Annotated in this window: 13 protein-coding genes and 1 pseudogene; 4 read left to right on the top strand and 10 right to left on the bottom strand. The window is 74.9% G+C overall.

The annotated features are described in order from the left end of the window. Positions 1-145 precede the first annotated feature (145 nt). From ACFQBR_RS02685 to ACFQBR_RS02675, 3 genes are read right to left on the bottom strand one after another with little or no spacing between them, the layout of a single operon-like run. A complete protein-coding gene (locus ACFQBR_RS02685) occupies positions 146-1,810 on the bottom strand; it encodes a CotH kinase family protein (RefSeq protein ID WP_344181544.1) in 1,665 nt (554 codons plus the stop codon). 1 nt (position 1,811) lies between these two features. Next, entirely contained in the window at positions 1,812-2,498 is a 687-nt protein-coding gene (locus tag ACFQBR_RS02680) for a DUF4956 domain-containing protein (protein ID WP_344181545.1), read from the bottom strand. 11 nt (positions 2,499-2,509) lie between these two features. Beyond that, positions 2,510-3,448 (bottom strand): polyphosphate polymerase domain-containing protein, encoded by a 939-nt coding sequence (locus tag ACFQBR_RS02675; RefSeq protein WP_344181546.1) that lies wholly within the window; start codon positions 3,446-3,448, stop codon positions 2,510-2,512. Between the two features lie 438 nt (positions 3,449-3,886). Here ACFQBR_RS02675 and ACFQBR_RS02670 point away from each other — a divergent pair, with 438 nt between their 5' ends. From ACFQBR_RS02670 to ACFQBR_RS02660, 3 genes are all read left to right on the top strand, one after another. Next, the gene (locus ACFQBR_RS02670; RefSeq protein WP_330161209.1) at positions 3,887-4,507 is read left to right on the top strand and encodes a transcriptional regulator; all 621 of its coding nucleotides are present in this window, start codon (positions 3,887-3,889) and stop codon (positions 4,505-4,507) included. After that, positions 4,504-6,138: a pyruvate, phosphate dikinase gene (locus ACFQBR_RS02665; protein WP_378551938.1), complete on the top strand. Its 1,635-nt coding sequence runs from the start codon at positions 4,504-4,506 to the stop codon at positions 6,136-6,138. The genes ACFQBR_RS02670 and ACFQBR_RS02665 overlap by 4 nt, the downstream gene beginning before the upstream one ends. A 166-nt stretch (positions 6,139-6,304) precedes the next feature. Continuing rightward, positions 6,305-7,177, top strand: a complete 873-nt coding sequence (locus ACFQBR_RS02660) for a phosphotransferase enzyme family protein (RefSeq protein ID WP_344181548.1) — start codon at positions 6,305-6,307, stop codon at positions 7,175-7,177. A gap of 62 nt (positions 7,178-7,239) precedes the next feature. On the opposite strand, the gene ACFQBR_RS02655 is transcribed toward ACFQBR_RS02660, so the two are convergent. The 5 genes from ACFQBR_RS02655 to ACFQBR_RS02635 form a co-directional block, all read right to left on the bottom strand. Further along, the gene (locus tag ACFQBR_RS02655) at positions 7,240-7,827 is read right to left on the bottom strand and encodes a histidine phosphatase family protein (RefSeq protein ID WP_344181550.1); all 588 of its coding nucleotides are present in this window, start codon (positions 7,825-7,827) and stop codon (positions 7,240-7,242) included. Positions 7,828-8,105: 278 nt separating this feature from the next. Beyond that, entirely contained in the window at positions 8,106-9,101 is a 996-nt protein-coding gene (locus ACFQBR_RS02650; protein ID WP_378551934.1) for a YihY/virulence factor BrkB family protein, read from the bottom strand. Positions 9,102-9,215: 114 nt separating this feature from the next. After that, positions 9,216-9,803 carry a DUF3618 domain-containing protein gene (locus tag ACFQBR_RS02645; RefSeq protein ID WP_344181552.1) on the bottom strand — a complete coding sequence of 196 codons (588 nt, stop codon included), beginning with the start codon at positions 9,801-9,803 and terminating at the stop codon, positions 9,216-9,218. After that, positions 9,779-10,219 (bottom strand): phage holin family protein, encoded by a 441-nt coding sequence (locus ACFQBR_RS02640; protein WP_344181554.1) that lies wholly within the window; start codon positions 10,217-10,219, stop codon positions 9,779-9,781. The genes ACFQBR_RS02645 and ACFQBR_RS02640 overlap by 25 nt, the downstream gene beginning before the upstream one ends. 1 nt (position 10,220) lies before the next feature. Next, the gene (locus tag ACFQBR_RS02635) at positions 10,221-10,859 is read right to left on the bottom strand and encodes a hypothetical protein (RefSeq protein WP_344181556.1); all 639 of its coding nucleotides are present in this window, start codon (positions 10,857-10,859) and stop codon (positions 10,221-10,223) included. A 625-nt stretch (positions 10,860-11,484) separates the two neighbouring features. Between ACFQBR_RS02635 and ACFQBR_RS02630 the strand changes: the two genes are divergently transcribed. Then, a complete protein-coding gene (locus ACFQBR_RS02630) occupies positions 11,485-11,718 on the top strand; it encodes a peptidoglycan-binding domain-containing protein (protein WP_344181558.1) in 234 nt (77 codons plus the stop codon). 220 nt (positions 11,719-11,938) lie between these two features. Here the strand turns inward: ACFQBR_RS02630 and ACFQBR_RS02625 are convergent, their stop codons facing one another. After that, positions 11,939-12,598: a hypothetical protein gene (locus ACFQBR_RS02625; RefSeq protein WP_344181560.1), complete on the bottom strand. Its 660-nt coding sequence runs from the start codon at positions 12,596-12,598 to the stop codon at positions 11,939-11,941. 213 nt (positions 12,599-12,811) lie between these two features. Beyond that, positions 12,812-13,971 (bottom strand): annotated as a pseudogene (locus ACFQBR_RS02620) (hypothetical protein); the annotation flags it as partial.

Raw genomic sequence — 13,971 nt, 5'->3', positions numbered from 1 at the left:
ACGGCCCGGACCGCTGTCCGCAGCGGTGGAGGGCGCGCGGGGCGGAGACCCGGGCGGTCGGGGACCCGCGAACGCGCCGTGCGCGCACGGAAGGAGCCCTCCGGCCGGGCGGCGTGCGCCCGGCCGGAGGGCTCCGGGGGCCGGCTCAACCGGCGGGCGGCCCTCCCCCGTCCCGCGTCCCGTCGCCCTCACCGGGGGTGTCCGCGATGGCGGAGATCCGCTCGGCCAGGGCCTCGCCCGCCCCGGCGGCTCTGGTGTCCCCTGCCGCCCCGGCCCGCGTGACGGCGGACTCCATCAGCTCGGAGGCGGTGCCGTCCTCCACGAGGGAGGCGTGGAGCTCGGAGTAGGCCTCCTCGTACATCTGCCGGAAGCCCTCGTTCTCCAGGAAGCGGTCCTTGAGCGTCCCGCTGCCGCCCGCCCCGGCTCCACCGGGCATGCCGCCGGCCCCGGGCGCCTCCATGCCCTCGGGCGCCTGAGCGCCCCCGGGCGGGGCTCCGCCCCCGGGCGCCTCCGCCCCCTCGGGCGCGACCCCGCCCTCCAGCTCCCCGGCGCCCTCCGGTGCCTCCGTGCCCTCGGGCGGGGTCTCGCCCTCCGGCGCCGTCCCCCCGGGCGCGCCTCCCATCCCGCCGAAGGAGAGGTTCAGGTCCCACGAGAGCACGGTGAAGCGCGCGTCCCGCGTGTCGTACCAGAGGTAGTAGTTGTTCCCCGGGCCGTCCATCCCGTCGCCGTTGGACATCAGGGCCTGCAGCGCCAGGTAGCGGGCGAAGGCCTCCGTGTCCAGGTGCTCCTCCAGTTCCCGGGCGAACTCCCCGTCGTCGGCCCCGCCGACGAACTCCAGGAGGTCCATGACCGGCTGCAGGTCGTAGGCCCCTTCCGCGTTGACCTGCTTGAAGGCCTCCTCGTAGTCGGTGGGGTCGCCCCCCAGGTAGTCGAAGGACCCGCCCGCGCGCCCCTTGTACAGCACCCCGTCGCCGAGTTCGCCGGCCCAGGCCGCGTCGGGCGAGTCCAGCAGGAGCCGGGGCACCGCCTCCCCGCCGTTGACGGAGACGGAGGTGAACGTGTGGTCCTGCGTGGTCTGCCCGTCGGCGGCGGTCAGGTCCAGGGCGAGCGCCTCGTTCAGCGCCGTGTCCGAGGTGGAGGTCGCCGGGCGCAGGGTGACCTCGGTGCTGCCCTGGTAGGCCCGGCCGGAGGCGAACTCGTCGAAGCTGATGAGCCAGGGCAGCTTCTCCGGCTCGTCCTCGGAGAGCGCGACCGCGGCGCCGCCGGCCCCTCCTCCCCCGCCGGGCCCCGTCTCCCGGGCGGCGGCGGCCTCCTGCTCGGCCTCCGTCCCCCCGTCGGCGGCGCCCTCCGCGGGGGCGCCGTCCCCGGCTTCCCCGCCGCCGCGCAGGCCCATCAGGGTGGAGTTGCCCTTGAGCCGGAGTCCGACGTCGTCGACCGCGGTGCCGTCGATGACGATGTCGGCCCTGATGAACTGCTTCTCCCCCTCCTCCCGGAAGACGCTCATCATGTCGGCGTACTCGGCCTCGTCGAAGTCCAGCTCGATCGTGTGGGCGCCGTCGTCGAAGAGGTCTCCGGCGCCCTCGACGTTCTCGGTCACGGTGTCCTCGGAGACCGGTTCGGAGGTGGTGTAGGGCCGGATCCGGGCCTCGCCGAGGACCAGGACCACGGACAGCAGCGCCGCGCAGACCACGGCCGCCGCCCTCCAGTGGTGGCGCAACCGGACGGGGACGCGGTGCCGCAGGCGTCCGGCCCTCCCCCGGCGCGCCTCCTGCGGCGGGTTCTCCCCGCCCTCGTCGTTCAGGCCGCGCATGTCACATGTCCGTCTGGTCGTAGCCGGTCAGGACGGTCGCCTTCTGCCCGGCGTTGACCTCGCGCAGGCGGGCGACCACGTCGCCCGGCTTGACGCCCTTCTTCAGGCGGGCCGTGTAGGCCGTCTCCAGGAGGGAGCCGCCGCGCACGGTCTCGGTGCTGATCAGCTCGTACTCGTCGGTGGAGCGGATGAGCACGTCGTCGATCACCGGCCCGTAGTCGTCGCCGTCCGCGGGTACCTGCACCTTGACGACCTGGCGCTGCACGTTGAGCGCGAACAGGTTGAAGCGGTGCAGGAGCAGGATGACCGCGCAGATGATCAGGGTCGCCAGCACCGCGAGGGTGTAGAAGCGCGTGCCGCAGGCCATGCCCACGCCCATGACCAGGAAGATGAACCCGACGTCGCGGGTCTCCTTGACGGCGTTGCGAAAGCGGACCACCGACAGGGCGCCGACCAGGGCGAAGGCTCGGGCGATGTTGGACCCCACCACCAGCATGATCAGGGCGACGAGCATGCCGAGGATGATGAGGGTGTGCACGTAGCTCTGGCTGTAGGAGATGTTGCGGTGCGTGGCCCGGTAGGTCCAGGCGACCACGAGGCTGGTGGCGAGTGCCAGCGACAGGGCGAGGACGACGTCCATCACGCTGAAGGTGCCGGACAGGTCGGTGAAGCCGAGGTCGAGTTCCATGGTGTGTGCTCTCAGTGCTGGGTGCGGACGGGACCGTGCGAGGGGCGCGAAGGCCCGGAGGGCTGACCCGGGGACGGCTCCCCTGCCGCCGGTGCCGGGGGCCGGGACTCGGCCGCCACGTCCTCCTCGGGCACGTGGAAGACCGAGCGCGGAGCCATGCCGAAGACCTCCACGCTCTGGCAGTACTTGGAGATGCGCCGCACCTGGAGGCCGAACCGCGCCGCCATGTCGGTCACCCAGTAGGGGGCGCGGTCGTCGGCCTTGACCTCCATCACCACGTGGTCCGGGCTGATGATGTAGCGGCTCTCCGCCTCGGCCCGCAGGTCGAAGTCGCGGTCGCGTCCGCGGACCCGGTGGTCGAGGGTGACGCGGAGCCCCAGGTCGGCGCCGGCTCCCACGTAGGGCTCGCGCCGGTATCCGGTCATGGCGGTGGGGCGCAGGTCCAGGCGGTGGACCAGGTCCAGGACCTCGTCGACGAACGCCTGGTCCGCCCCGGGGTGCTCCACGCGGATCCTGCGGTCGCACAGGTCCCGGGCCAGGCGGTAGGGCAGGAGGACGCGGCGCTTCTGGGTCACGCGGTTCACGCGCTGCTTGATCTCGACCGAGACCGGCGTGTCGTTCCCGGCGGGTCCGACCTCGCCGTAGCGGCGGATGCGGAGCTTGCGGCGGAACCGGAGCCCTTCGATCTTCTCGTGGTAGAAGCGCAGGCCGCGGGTGTCGTAGTACAGGCTCCAGACGCCGTAGCCGTCGGCGCCGGCGTTGCGGTCGGGCAGCATGCGCGCCGTGAGTTCGGCGCGGACGTCTGCGGCCCGGGACACGGGCAGCAGGTACTTCAGTTCGTACCGGTTGAAGGCGTGCAGCCTGCTCGGAGCCCTCAGCCGGTCGCCCGCGTCCCCGCCTGCCGGGTCCGGGGCGTCCCGGGCGGTGTGCGGGGCATGGGTCCGTGTCATGTCGGCTCCTTCCGTCTCGGTGTGACGACGGAAGAGGACACAACCCGAGGAGTGTGCGAAGTCGCGGAGAGTTCCCTGAGAGAACCCTGAGAGCGCGGGCCGCTGCCCCGGCCGGGCTGCGGTTTCGAGGCCCGGGTGTGATTCGGGTGAGAGTCGCGTCGGGGGTTTCACCGCGGGACCCGCGGATGCCCCGGGCGGGCCGGGGCGAGGGTCAGTGCGCCCCGGCCCGGGGTTCGCGGCCCGACCCCTCCACATCGAGATGTTCTCAGCATCCAGATTATGTGAGTATCCTGATGGTGTTGGCACGGAGGAAGGGGTGGTGATGGTCCGACAGGATCGGGCACGGCGGCGGGGGCCCTCCCGCACGAGCGCGGCGAAGGCGCGGCCCGCGGGACACGGCCGGAGGAGCGGCGGCGCACGGCCCCGGGGGGCCCGCACATGAGCGGCCCCGCGATGACCGGCGCCGACCTGCTGGTGCTGCACGCCCTGCGCTGCGGCGGCCACTCCGGACCCTCCCGCGTGGCCGCGACCACGGGCCTGGCCGCATCCGAGGCCGAGTCCGAGCTGATCGACCTGGCGGTCGCCGGCCTGGTGACCCGCACGGCCGGCGACTTCGGCGGGTGGAGCCTGACGGAGGCCGGCCGCGCGGCGGACGCCGAGCGGATCACCGGGGAGCTGGAGGCGGCCGGCGCCCGCACCGCCGTGACGGCGGCCTACGAGGACTTCCTCGTGCTCAACCCCGAACTGCTCGACCTCTGCACGGCCTGGCAGCTGCGGTCCGTCGACGGCGTCATGACCGTCAACGACCACGGCGACCCGTCCTACGACGCCCGCGTCCTGGCCGCGTTCGCCGGGTTGGACCGGCGGGCCGCCGCCGTCTGCGCCGACCTGGCCGCCGCGCTGCCCCGGTTCGGCCGCTACCGGACCCGCCTCGCCGGGGCCCTCGAACGCGCCCGGGCCGGAGCCCTGGAGCACGTGACCGACACCACCGCGTCCTACCACACCGTGTGGGCCGAGCTCCACGAGGACCTGCTCGCCACCCTGGGGATCCCCCGATGAGGTGGGTGCGCCCCCTCTCTGCGGGGACCCGGGGGACGGCGCGGACGCTGGGCGCCAAGGCGCACGGCCTGGTGCTCCTGCACCGCCTCGGCCTGCGGGTGCCCCCGGCGTTCGTCGTCACCACGCAGGCATGCCGCGCCTTTCTGCGCGACGGGCGCCTCCCCGAGGGCCTGGACGGGGAGCTCGCGGCCGCCGTGGGCGGCCTCGAAGCCGCCACGGGGCGCCGCTTCGGCGGGCAGCGGCTGCCGTTGGCGGTGTCCGTGCGCTCCGGGGCCGGCGTGTCGATGCCCGGCATGATGGACACGGTCCTCAACCTCGGCCTCACGGACGGGGCCGCCGCCGGGCTGGCCGCCGAGACGGGCGACCCCCGGTTCGCGCTGGGCTCGCGGCTGCGGTTCCTGTCCACCCTCGCCTCCGCGCTCACGGACGCGGACGGCGCCGGCACCGCCCCCGGCGGAGCCCCCGCGCAGGGGGACACCGACGACGGGGAGGCCGACACCGCCGGTGCGATCGCGGAGCTCCAGGAGCGTATCGGGCGGCGCCTGGGCCGACCGGTCCCCGACGAGGCGGCCGCGCAGCTGGAGCTGGCGGTGGGGGCCGTGTTCTCCTCCTGGGAGTCCCCGCGCGCACGCACCTACCGCGACCTGCACGACATCCCGCACGACCTGGGCACCGCCGTGGTCGTGCAGGCGATGGTGTTCGGCAACCGCGACGGGCGCAGCGGCAGCGGGGTCGCGTTCAGCCGCGACCCCGACACCGGTGGGAACGCCCCCTTCGGCGAGGTCCTGTTCGGCCGCCAGGGCGATGACGTCGTCTCCGGCAGGGCGGCGACCCGGCCCCTGCGCGAACTCGCCGACCGGGAGCCGGCCGTGTGGGCGGGCCTGCTCGACGCCCTGGGCCGGATCGAGGAGCACTACCGGGACGCGTGCTACGTCGAGTTCACCTTCCAGTCCGGCGAACTGTGGCTGCTGCAGGTCCGGCCGGGCCGGTTCGTCGGGGCCGCGGCCGTGCGCGTGGCCACCGAACTCGCGGACGAGGGCGTGATCGGACGCCGCGAGGCGCTGCTCAGGGTCTCGCCGCACGACCTGCGGCACGTGCGCACGCCCCGGCTGGACCCGGCCGGGGAGGCCGACGTGCTGGCCCGGGGGCTGGGCGCGTGTCCCGGGATCGCCGTCGGCGGGGTGGCCACCACCTCCGAGGCGGCGGTGCGCATGGCCGCGGACGGACCGGTGGTCCTCGTGCGTCCGGAGACCTCCCCGCACGACATGCGCGGCCTGGCCGCCGCCGCGGGGGTCGTCACCGCCCGCGGGGGTCCGGCCAGCCACGCCGCGGTCGTCGCGCGCGCCATGGGCAAGCCCGCCGTCGTGGGGGTCGCCGGCCTGTCCGTGGGAGCCGACCGGATAGAGGTCGGCGGACGCACGCTGGGCGAGGGCGGCCTCGTCACCGTCGACGGCACGGGCGGCGAGGTCGCCCTCGGGCGTCCCCGCGTCGTCGCCACTGCCGCCGACGAGCACCTCCACCGGCTGCTCGCGTGGGCCGACGACGTGTCGGGGGACCGCTCCGGACGCGAGGAGGCCGACCGCCTCGAAGCCGCCCGTGCCGTGCTCGGGCGCGGCCGGCGCCGCGGCTGAGGCCGTCCGCGCCGTCCGGCGGCGGGGCCGGCGGCCGGGAGGCCCACGGGGCGGTCCGCCGGGGCCGCCGCACCGCCCCGCCCCCCGGCCGGGAACTTGGTAGGGTGCGCTGGTCGCACCGCGCGAAGAGGTGCGGCGCCGCTCGAGGGAGAGGGGCCCGGCGGGGATGCAGGCGTCGAAGATCTCGCACGCGATGGCCGCGGCCGTGTCGGTCGCCTCGTCACTCGGCCTGGCCACGGACGACGCGATCGTCCTCCACGACTCGAACAAGCTCACCCTGCGGCTGCTGCCCTGCGACGTCCTGGCCCGGGTGGCGCCTGCGGCGGACCACGTCGCGCAGTTCGAGGTCGACCTCTCCCTGCGCCTCGTCGGCTCCGGGTGCCCCGTGGCAGCGCTCGACCCCCGGGTGGAGCCGCGTGTGTACGAGCGCGACGGCTTCGTGGTCACGCTCTGGACCTACTACGAGCCCGTGGCGCCCCGCGAGGTCCCGCCGGCCGACTATGCCGCCGCGCTCGGGCGGCTGCACGCCGGCATGCGCGGGCTCGACGTCCCGGCTCCGCACTTCACGGACCGGGTCGAAGAGGCCCGGCGGCTCGTGGCCGACCGCGACCGCACCCCGGCGCTGGCCGACGCCGACCGGGACCTGCTCGGCGACACGCTGCGGGGCCTGGGGCGGGTGGTGGGCGAGCGCGGCGGCGCCGCGCAGCTGCTGCACGGGGAGCCGCACCCGGGCAACGTGCTCGCCACGCGGAGCGGGCCGGTGTTCGTCGACCTGGAGACGTGCTGCCGCGGACCCGTCGTCTTCGACCTCGCCCATGCGCCCGAAGAGGTCGGCGAGCACTACCCCGGCGTCGACCACGAGCTGTTGCGCCGGTGCCGGATCCTCGTGCTGGCGATGGTCACGGCGTGGCGCTGGGACCGGGAGGACCGGTTCCCGGACGGGCGCAGGCTGGGCGAGGAGTGGCTCGGCCGGATCCGGACGGCACTGGGCCACGACGGGCCGGACCCCCGTGGCCGGGAGCGGCCCCTTTCGTCGTAGCCGGTCGGCCGCCGGCGCCGGGATCCGCCTCGGTCCCGGTCCCGCCCGTCCGCGGCGGGCCCTCAGGGCCGTACGCCGGGCCCGAACCCCGTCCAGCGCAGTTCGGGCGGGAGGTGGCCCATGTCGTTGTACGTCAGCACCGTGGATCCCGCGCCGTCGCGGTACTCGATCACGGTGAGCGCCGTGTTCGCGCAGTTCAGCCCGATCCAGCGCGCGGGCGGCGCGTCGAGGGCGTGCCGCACCAGCCAGGCCGCCGGGTAGGCGTGGGTGACCAGGACCTCGTGGGTCACGGTGTCGGCGGGACGGGCGAACCTGCGGACGAGGGCGTCCGCGAGCTCCCTGCCCGAGGCGGCCTCCGCGGCGTCGTACCCGTCGAAGAACCCGGCCCACCCGGGGGGCGGCTCGTCCGGCACGTACGGGACGTGGTCGACCAGTTCGTCCGCCTCCCGCACGGCGGCCCCGCCCAGGCGCCCGCCGATGATCCGGGCGGAGCGCTCCGCGCGGGCGAGGGGCGAGTGCCACACGGCGTCGACCGGCAGGGGGGCCAGGCGCTCCCCGAGCAGTTCCGACTGCCGCCGCCCGGCGTCGGTCAGCTCCCCGAAGGGGTCCGCCTCGCCGTGCCGCACCACGTACAAGTGCCGAGTCGCCATCGTCGGACCGTGCTCCCCACCGTTTCGCGTCCGGGGTACGGCGGTCCCCGCGCGTCCCCCGGGGCGCGGGGCGCCGCGTCGGGGTCGGGCGGAGCTCCGGCACCCCGAAATTCCCATACTCACAACATCCAGATGATAATAACATCCGAATGAGGGCGGACGGAAGCCGGGGAGGAGCCACCCCGACACCCGGAAGAGCCGGACCTGCGGCTCCGGCCGGGGAAGGCGGGCGGACGGGCCGCCCCCGGGCCGGGGCCGCACACGCGCGCCCGCCGAGCTCACGCGCGGTGCCCGGACCGCTTGCCGCCCTTGGCCTTGGGCCGGTCGCGCATCTCCACGTAGGGCTCCTCGCCCGGGGGCTGCCCCGCCTCCTCCGCCCGGCCGCGCTCGATCTCGGCGTTGAACTCCTCGCCCAGCAGGATCGCGATGTTGCTGATCCAGAGCCACACGAGGAAGATCACCACGGCCGCCATGCTCCCGTAGGTCTTGCTGTAGGAGGCGAAGTTGGCGACGTAGAAGGCGAACGCCAGCGAGGCGAGGAGCCAGATCACCACCGCGAGCAGGCTCCCCGGGCTGACCCAGCGGAAGCCGCGCCTGGCGTTGGGCGAGGCCCAGTACAGCAGGGCGATCATGAAGGCCACGACGACCAGCAGCACCGGCCACTTCGCGATGCCCCAGACCGTCACCGCCGTGGGGCCCAGGCCGAGCAGCTGTCCGATGCGCTCGGCGATCCCGCCCGAGGCCGCGACGGCCAGCACGGTGAGGGTCATCAGGACCACGAGCAGCAGGGTGACGCCGACGCGGATGGGCAGCGTCTTCCAGACGGGCCGCCCCTCCGGGACGTCGTAGACGATGTTGGACGCCCGCATGAAGGCGGCGATGTAGCCCGAGGCCGACCACAGGGCGACCGCCAGGCTGATGACGCCGACCAGCCCGGCGACGCCGGCGCTGCCCTGGAGGTTCTCGATGGCGGTCGTCACCAGGCCGGAGACGTCCTGGGGCAGGACGGCCGAGGCGTTCTCGGTCAGCGTCCGCGTGGCTCCCGGCCCCGCGAGGCCGAGCAGGGACACCAGCACCAGCAGTGCCGGGAAGAGCGACAGGATCGCGTAGTAGGTCAGCCCGGCGGCCAGGTCGGTCACGTTGTCCGCGCTGAACTCGCGGAACGTCCTTCGCAGGGAGCCCCACCACGAGGACTTCGACATGCGGGTCGGCGCCGAGGCCTCTCCCGCCGAAGGGTGTCCGCCGCCGGGTTTCTCGTCGCGCTGACGGGCCATCGGCCACTTCCTTCCTCTCCCGCTCCGGCGGGTCCGCCGGAGCCGAGGCCGTGCCCTCCCGGCCCGCCACCGAGGCCGGCCGGGTGGGAGCGCGGCGAGGACACGGCCCGCGGTCTAGGAACCGCGGATCTCCTCCGAGGCGCTCTTGGCCTCGTGCTGGGCCTGCTCACCGGTGGCGTGCGCCTTCTCCGAGGCGCTCTCCTTCAGGTGCTCCCCGGCGCCGCGGGCCGACTCGGTGGCCTGTTCCCTGACCCGGTCCACGGACTCGGAGACGGCCTGTTGGACCGGCTCGATCATCCCGCCCGCACGGTCCTGGACCTGCTGGGCCGCCTGCCGCTCCGCCCTGCTCTCGGAGAGGAGGGAGGCGGCCAGCAGTCCGGCGCCGAAGGCGATGAGGCCCGCGGCGAGCGGGTTGCCCTGGGTCTGCTGGAGGGCCTGTTGGGGAGCCGACCTGACCGCGCCGGCCATCTGGTCGGCGTTCTGCCGGATCGAGCCCCCGGCGGAGTCCCCGCCGGATCCCGGGGACGGCATCGACCCCATGACGCGCTCCTTCATGTCGTGGGCCCTGCGGCGCATCCGGTGGGTGCGCCGGTCGATCGCGTTCTTGGGGTTGGCGCGGCTCACCAGACGGTCCGTGTCCTCGGTCAGCTCCGCGCGCGTCCGTTCGATGTCCTGCCTTATCCGGTCGGATGTTTCGCCCATCGGGCATCCTCCTTCAACGTCTCGATGGTGCGGTCGGGCCGGGGCGAGACCTCGCGCATCCGGCTGCGCCCCATGAAGAACATGACCGCGCCCGCGATCGCCCACAGCACCGCCACCACCAGGGCCGACCAGCCCAGGCCGATGAGTTCGGCGAGGCCGAACACGGCCGCGAGGCTGAGCAGCACCACCGTCATGTAGCCCGCGAAGCCCGCCCCGCTCAAGAGCCCGGCGGCCTTGCCCGCCTTGGCGGCCTCCTCGCGGAGTTCGGCCTTGGCCAGGGCGAGCTCCTGGCGGAACAGCGTCTGGAGGTCGGTGGTCACCTCGCCGACGAGTTCGGACAGGGACCTGTCGTCCTGGACCGGCTCCGGCCGGATCCGGTCCCGTGTGCTCGGTGAGGGCCTGGGAACCGTCGCCATGTCAGCCTCCCCCGCTTCCCCGGTCCCGGCCCGGCCCCTCCGAGGCCGCGGCCGGCGGGACCGCCTCGCCCGCCACCGGGTCCCCCTGCCGCGGCAGTGAGGTCCCCCCGCGCCCTTCGACCGCGGGCGTCCCCCGACCGGAGGCGTCGCCTCCGCCGGGTCCCCCCTGGCCGGAGACCGAGGAGGACACCTTGAGGACGCGACCGAGCGCGAACCCGGCCACGGCGGCCCCCACGAGGAACGCCACCGGCCTTCGCCGGGCGAAGTCACGGGCCTCGTCCAGCAGGCCGTCGACGCCCCGCTCGTCCAGGAAGTCCGCGGCGCCGCGGCCGCCGTCGGCGACCTGTCGGACCACGTCCCCCACGGGCGACCCGTCGTCCCCGTGCTCGGCCATGGACCCCAGCTCCTGCGACCACTGCCGCAGATTGCCCGAGGCCTTCCGTGTCTGGTTGTCGGCCTCCTCCCGGAGGCGGTCCTGCACGTCGCCGACGACGTGCCCCGTCTCCGCGCGGGCCTCTCCGGCGAGGGAACGCGCCTGCTCCTTCGCGGTGGACGCGACCTCGCCCGCCGCCGCGCGAGCCGTGTCGGCCTTCTGGCCGCCACCGCTGTCGGGTCCGCCGGACCCATCCTGCGGGTGCATCACCACAACCTCCTCGGATCGGCTGGTCATGCGTTGGGACGCGCGTACCCCGCACTCGTGCCGGTACGCACGGGAAGGCCGTGAGTGTGCATTCCTGGACGTTCCTTGTCGTGTTCTTTCCCGCGGGGTTGCGGACCGGTGGCGGGGCGCCGACCCCGGGCAGACCCGGCCAGCCGGGAGGAGGTCCCCGGGAGAACGGTCCGGGGGCGCGCTCCCTCGGCCGGCACCGGGCCACCCGGTGCGCCCCACCGGGTGGCCCGCTTGTGCGCCGTTTCGCCGCGCGGGGTAGTAACACACCAGGTCACCGGCCCCGACGCGAGGTGGCCCTCACCCCTCTCCCTCCCTTGGAGGCCCCCATGGCCCACGGACTCGCGCGCGGTCGGAGGCGCCGTGTGACGAGTCGGACACGGCCGCTCCGACCCGAACCGGGCCACGGTCCGCCCGCGCAGCCCGACGGCACCCCGAACGGTTCAGGGACCGTGTGCCCCCGGAACCGGCCACGGCACCGCCCCGGCAGGTCCCCCGCCTCCTGCCCGCGGGCGCCGGCCGCGACCGGACCGCGGACGGCGTCGACGACAACACACCGCGGGGCTCCACGGGCCCGCACGCACAGACGGAGAGCGACATGGTCGGACTCAAGCTGAACGACACCGGTGAGCGCGTGAAGTACCTCCAGGAACTGCTCACCTTCGCCGGGTTCCCTCCCGGCACTATCGACGGCGTCTACGGCACCAGGACCGCCGACGCGGTCCTCGGCTGCAGGAGGAGCGAGGGGTCCAACGCGACCTCCGGGAACTCGATCACCGGCGCCGCGGCCAAGCAGATCCTGACCGCGTTCGTGAGGAGGGTGCCCCGGTAGGGCGCACCGGCCCCGCAGACCGGGGCGGGGGTCGGCAGGACGTCCGGTCCCCGTCCCACGGAAGCCGCCGCCCCTCCCCCGTGTCGAGGCCACCGGGGAGCGGTGCGGCGGCTTCCACCCACGGGCGTCCCCGTCCGTCCCGGGCGGACGGGGGCGCCTCCCGCGTGTGCGCGCGCGGATCCGCTCCGGCTCCCGCGGCCCCGCCCCCGGGCGGGCCCGGTCAGTACCGGCGGTACACGGCGAGGAAGACCGCCACGTGGCCGACCCGCAGGGCCGCGGCGGCCGACAGGAGCCACCAGGGCAGCGGGGACGGGGGTCCGGCCTGGAGGGAGTCCGAGGGCAGGGGGTCGAGGCGGCCGCGCGGGTCGTAGGTGATCTCCGCCGACTCCCCCTCCGGTCCCGCGCTGTGCCCCAGGGTCATCTCCGCGGGTCCGCCCGGCGGGCAGTCCAGGGTGTGGTCGTACACGGTGCGGGTGCTGGTCGAGGTGGTGCCGTCCGCGTGGTGGGTGGTGGTCGTGATCGTGCGGGACTCCACGGCGAGCAGTGCGCAGGTGACCTCGATCCCCCGGTCGAGCAGGGCCTCCTCGGTGATCCGGTCCGCGATCGCGGAGGCGCTCCCGAGCAGCAGGAAGCTGACCGCGCCCGCGAAGAAGAACTCCGGCATCCAGTCGAAGCGCATGTAGAGCATCAGCGAGAAGAACCCGCCGCAGAACCCCGCGAGACCGAGTACGAGGCTCAGGAGGTCGCCCGGCCAGCCCCGGCCGTGGGCGTCCAGCCACGCGCTCGCGCAGAGCACGGCCAGGACGAGGAAGGGAATCGCCGCGGCGACGAGGAGGTCGAGGGCTCCGATGAGCCAGGTGGGGAGGGGGCGAGCACGCACGGGGACCGTCCGGGGGGTCGGGGACGCTGTAGGTCCTTCCCCCCGGCGGGCCGCTCCAAGAGCCGCCGACCGGAGCGGGCCCGGGGGCAGGGCGTGCTCCGGGGGAAATCCCGTCGTGCGCTTCTCAGAGCCGGGGGCGGGACGCTGCTCGCCGGTGGCGGGCGACCAGGCCGGGGTGGGGCCGTCCTCGGCGCCGTTGACGAAGGTCCGGTCCTATGCCGGCGTGTCGGGATGGCCGTACAGGGACATGCCGTCGTGTCTGTCGTCCGAGTCCGGGTTCGAGTCCAGGTCCGGAGCCGGGTCGGTGTCCGCGTCTCGCCGGCCCGGGTCCCGGCCGTCACGGGTGTCTCGGCTGCCCCTGCCGTCTGCGCGCGTGGAGCGGCCGCCGTCCCCGTTCGAACTTCCGCCCTCGTCTTCAAGGTCGTGCCCGGCGCCGGAGTCGCCCCTGTCGTCGGACCGGTCGCCGTTGCTGCCGGACCGGTCGCCGTCACTGCGGCCGTCGCCGCCCCGGTCGCCGCTGGAGAGGTCACCGCTGCTGCCCGGCCCGTCCTCGTCCCGGCCTCCGTCCCTGCCGTCGTCCCCGGGTCCGCTCCTGTCCCCAGGGGCGTCCTCGGCGTCCTCCTCGCTGTTCTCGTTGCCGTCCTTGTTCTCGGACGCACCCTGGTCCTCGTTCTCGCGCTGTTGCCGGGTCGGGACGGACTCGGGCTCCGCAGGGGGCGTCTCGGGTTCCACCACCTCCGGGACCCGGTCGTCGTCGATGACAGGGGCGGGCTCCGCGGTCGTCTCCTCGTCGGAGGGTGTGCGCGTGGTGCCCTGCGCGGAGTCGCCGTCCCCCTTGCCCGCGGGGCCGTTCAGCTCCTGGGCGAAGAACGCGAACAGGTCGGCCGCCGGGCCGGAGATCAGGGGCGCCTGTTCGGCCGGGGGCGCGGCCCCCTCCTGCTGGGGGACGACCGTCTGCTCCCGGGACAGGGCGGGGAAGCCCTCGCCACCCAGGTTCCCGGCGTGGGGCCGGGACGGGGCGGCGGGGGTCCCCCCGGGTTCCGACCGGGCCGGTTGCGCGGTCGCCCGGTCCTGCGATCGGCCGTCGGCTCCCGGATCCGTCCCGGTCGGGACGGGAGAGCGCGGTTCCTCCCGTGCGGTCTCCGTCGGGGGGACGGGCCGGCTCTCGGAGGCGCTGGAGGTCTGTGCCCGGTCGGGGGAACCCTGCCCCGCACGGCCGCCGAACGGTTCGGTGCCGTGCTGGGAGGGTCCGCTCCCGCCCGGTCTGGTCGTGGCAGGCAGCGACCACCGGGCCCTCCACTCCTGCCGCAGGCGGTCCTCCTCCTCCGGTGTGCGCGCCCTGTGCTGCCAGTTGGCCCTCCAGTCGTGCATGG

It is taken from the genome of Nocardiopsis tropica, from assembly GCF_042660575.1.
In the GTDB taxonomy this organism is placed as follows: domain Bacteria; phylum Actinomycetota; class Actinomycetes; order Streptosporangiales; family Streptosporangiaceae; genus Nocardiopsis; species Nocardiopsis tropica.
This window is presented reverse-complemented; position numbering and strand designations above follow the sequence as displayed.

Coding starts and splice junctions, on each gene's coding strand:
- ACFQBR_RS02635 (WP_344181556.1), bottom strand. CDS start 10,859: ATGCACCCGCAGGATGGGTCCGGCGGACCCGACAGCGGTGGCGGCCAG.
- ACFQBR_RS02655 (WP_344181550.1), bottom strand. CDS start 7,827: ATGGCGACTCGGCACTTGTACGTGGTGCGGCACGGCGAGGCGGACCCC.
- ACFQBR_RS02670 (WP_330161209.1), top strand. CDS start 3,887: ATGAGCGGCCCCGCGATGACCGGCGCCGACCTGCTGGTGCTGCACGCC.
- ACFQBR_RS02660 (WP_344181548.1), top strand. CDS start 6,305: ATGCAGGCGTCGAAGATCTCGCACGCGATGGCCGCGGCCGTGTCGGTC.
- ACFQBR_RS02650 (WP_378551934.1), bottom strand. CDS start 9,101: ATGGCCCGTCAGCGCGACGAGAAACCCGGCGGCGGACACCCTTCGGCG.
- ACFQBR_RS02640 (WP_344181554.1), bottom strand. CDS start 10,219: ATGGCGACGGTTCCCAGGCCCTCACCGAGCACACGGGACCGGATCCGG.
- ACFQBR_RS02630 (WP_344181558.1), top strand. CDS start 11,485: ATGGTCGGACTCAAGCTGAACGACACCGGTGAGCGCGTGAAGTACCTC.
- ACFQBR_RS02665 (WP_378551938.1), top strand. CDS start 4,504: ATGAGGTGGGTGCGCCCCCTCTCTGCGGGGACCCGGGGGACGGCGCGG.
- ACFQBR_RS02685 (WP_344181544.1), bottom strand. CDS start 1,810: ATGCGCGGCCTGAACGACGAGGGCGGGGAGAACCCGCCGCAGGAGGCG.
- ACFQBR_RS02680 (WP_344181545.1), bottom strand. CDS start 2,498: ATGGAACTCGACCTCGGCTTCACCGACCTGTCCGGCACCTTCAGCGTG.
- ACFQBR_RS02675 (WP_344181546.1), bottom strand. CDS start 3,448: ATGACACGGACCCATGCCCCGCACACCGCCCGGGACGCCCCGGACCCG.
- ACFQBR_RS02645 (WP_344181552.1), bottom strand. CDS start 9,803: ATGGGCGAAACATCCGACCGGATAAGGCAGGACATCGAACGGACGCGC.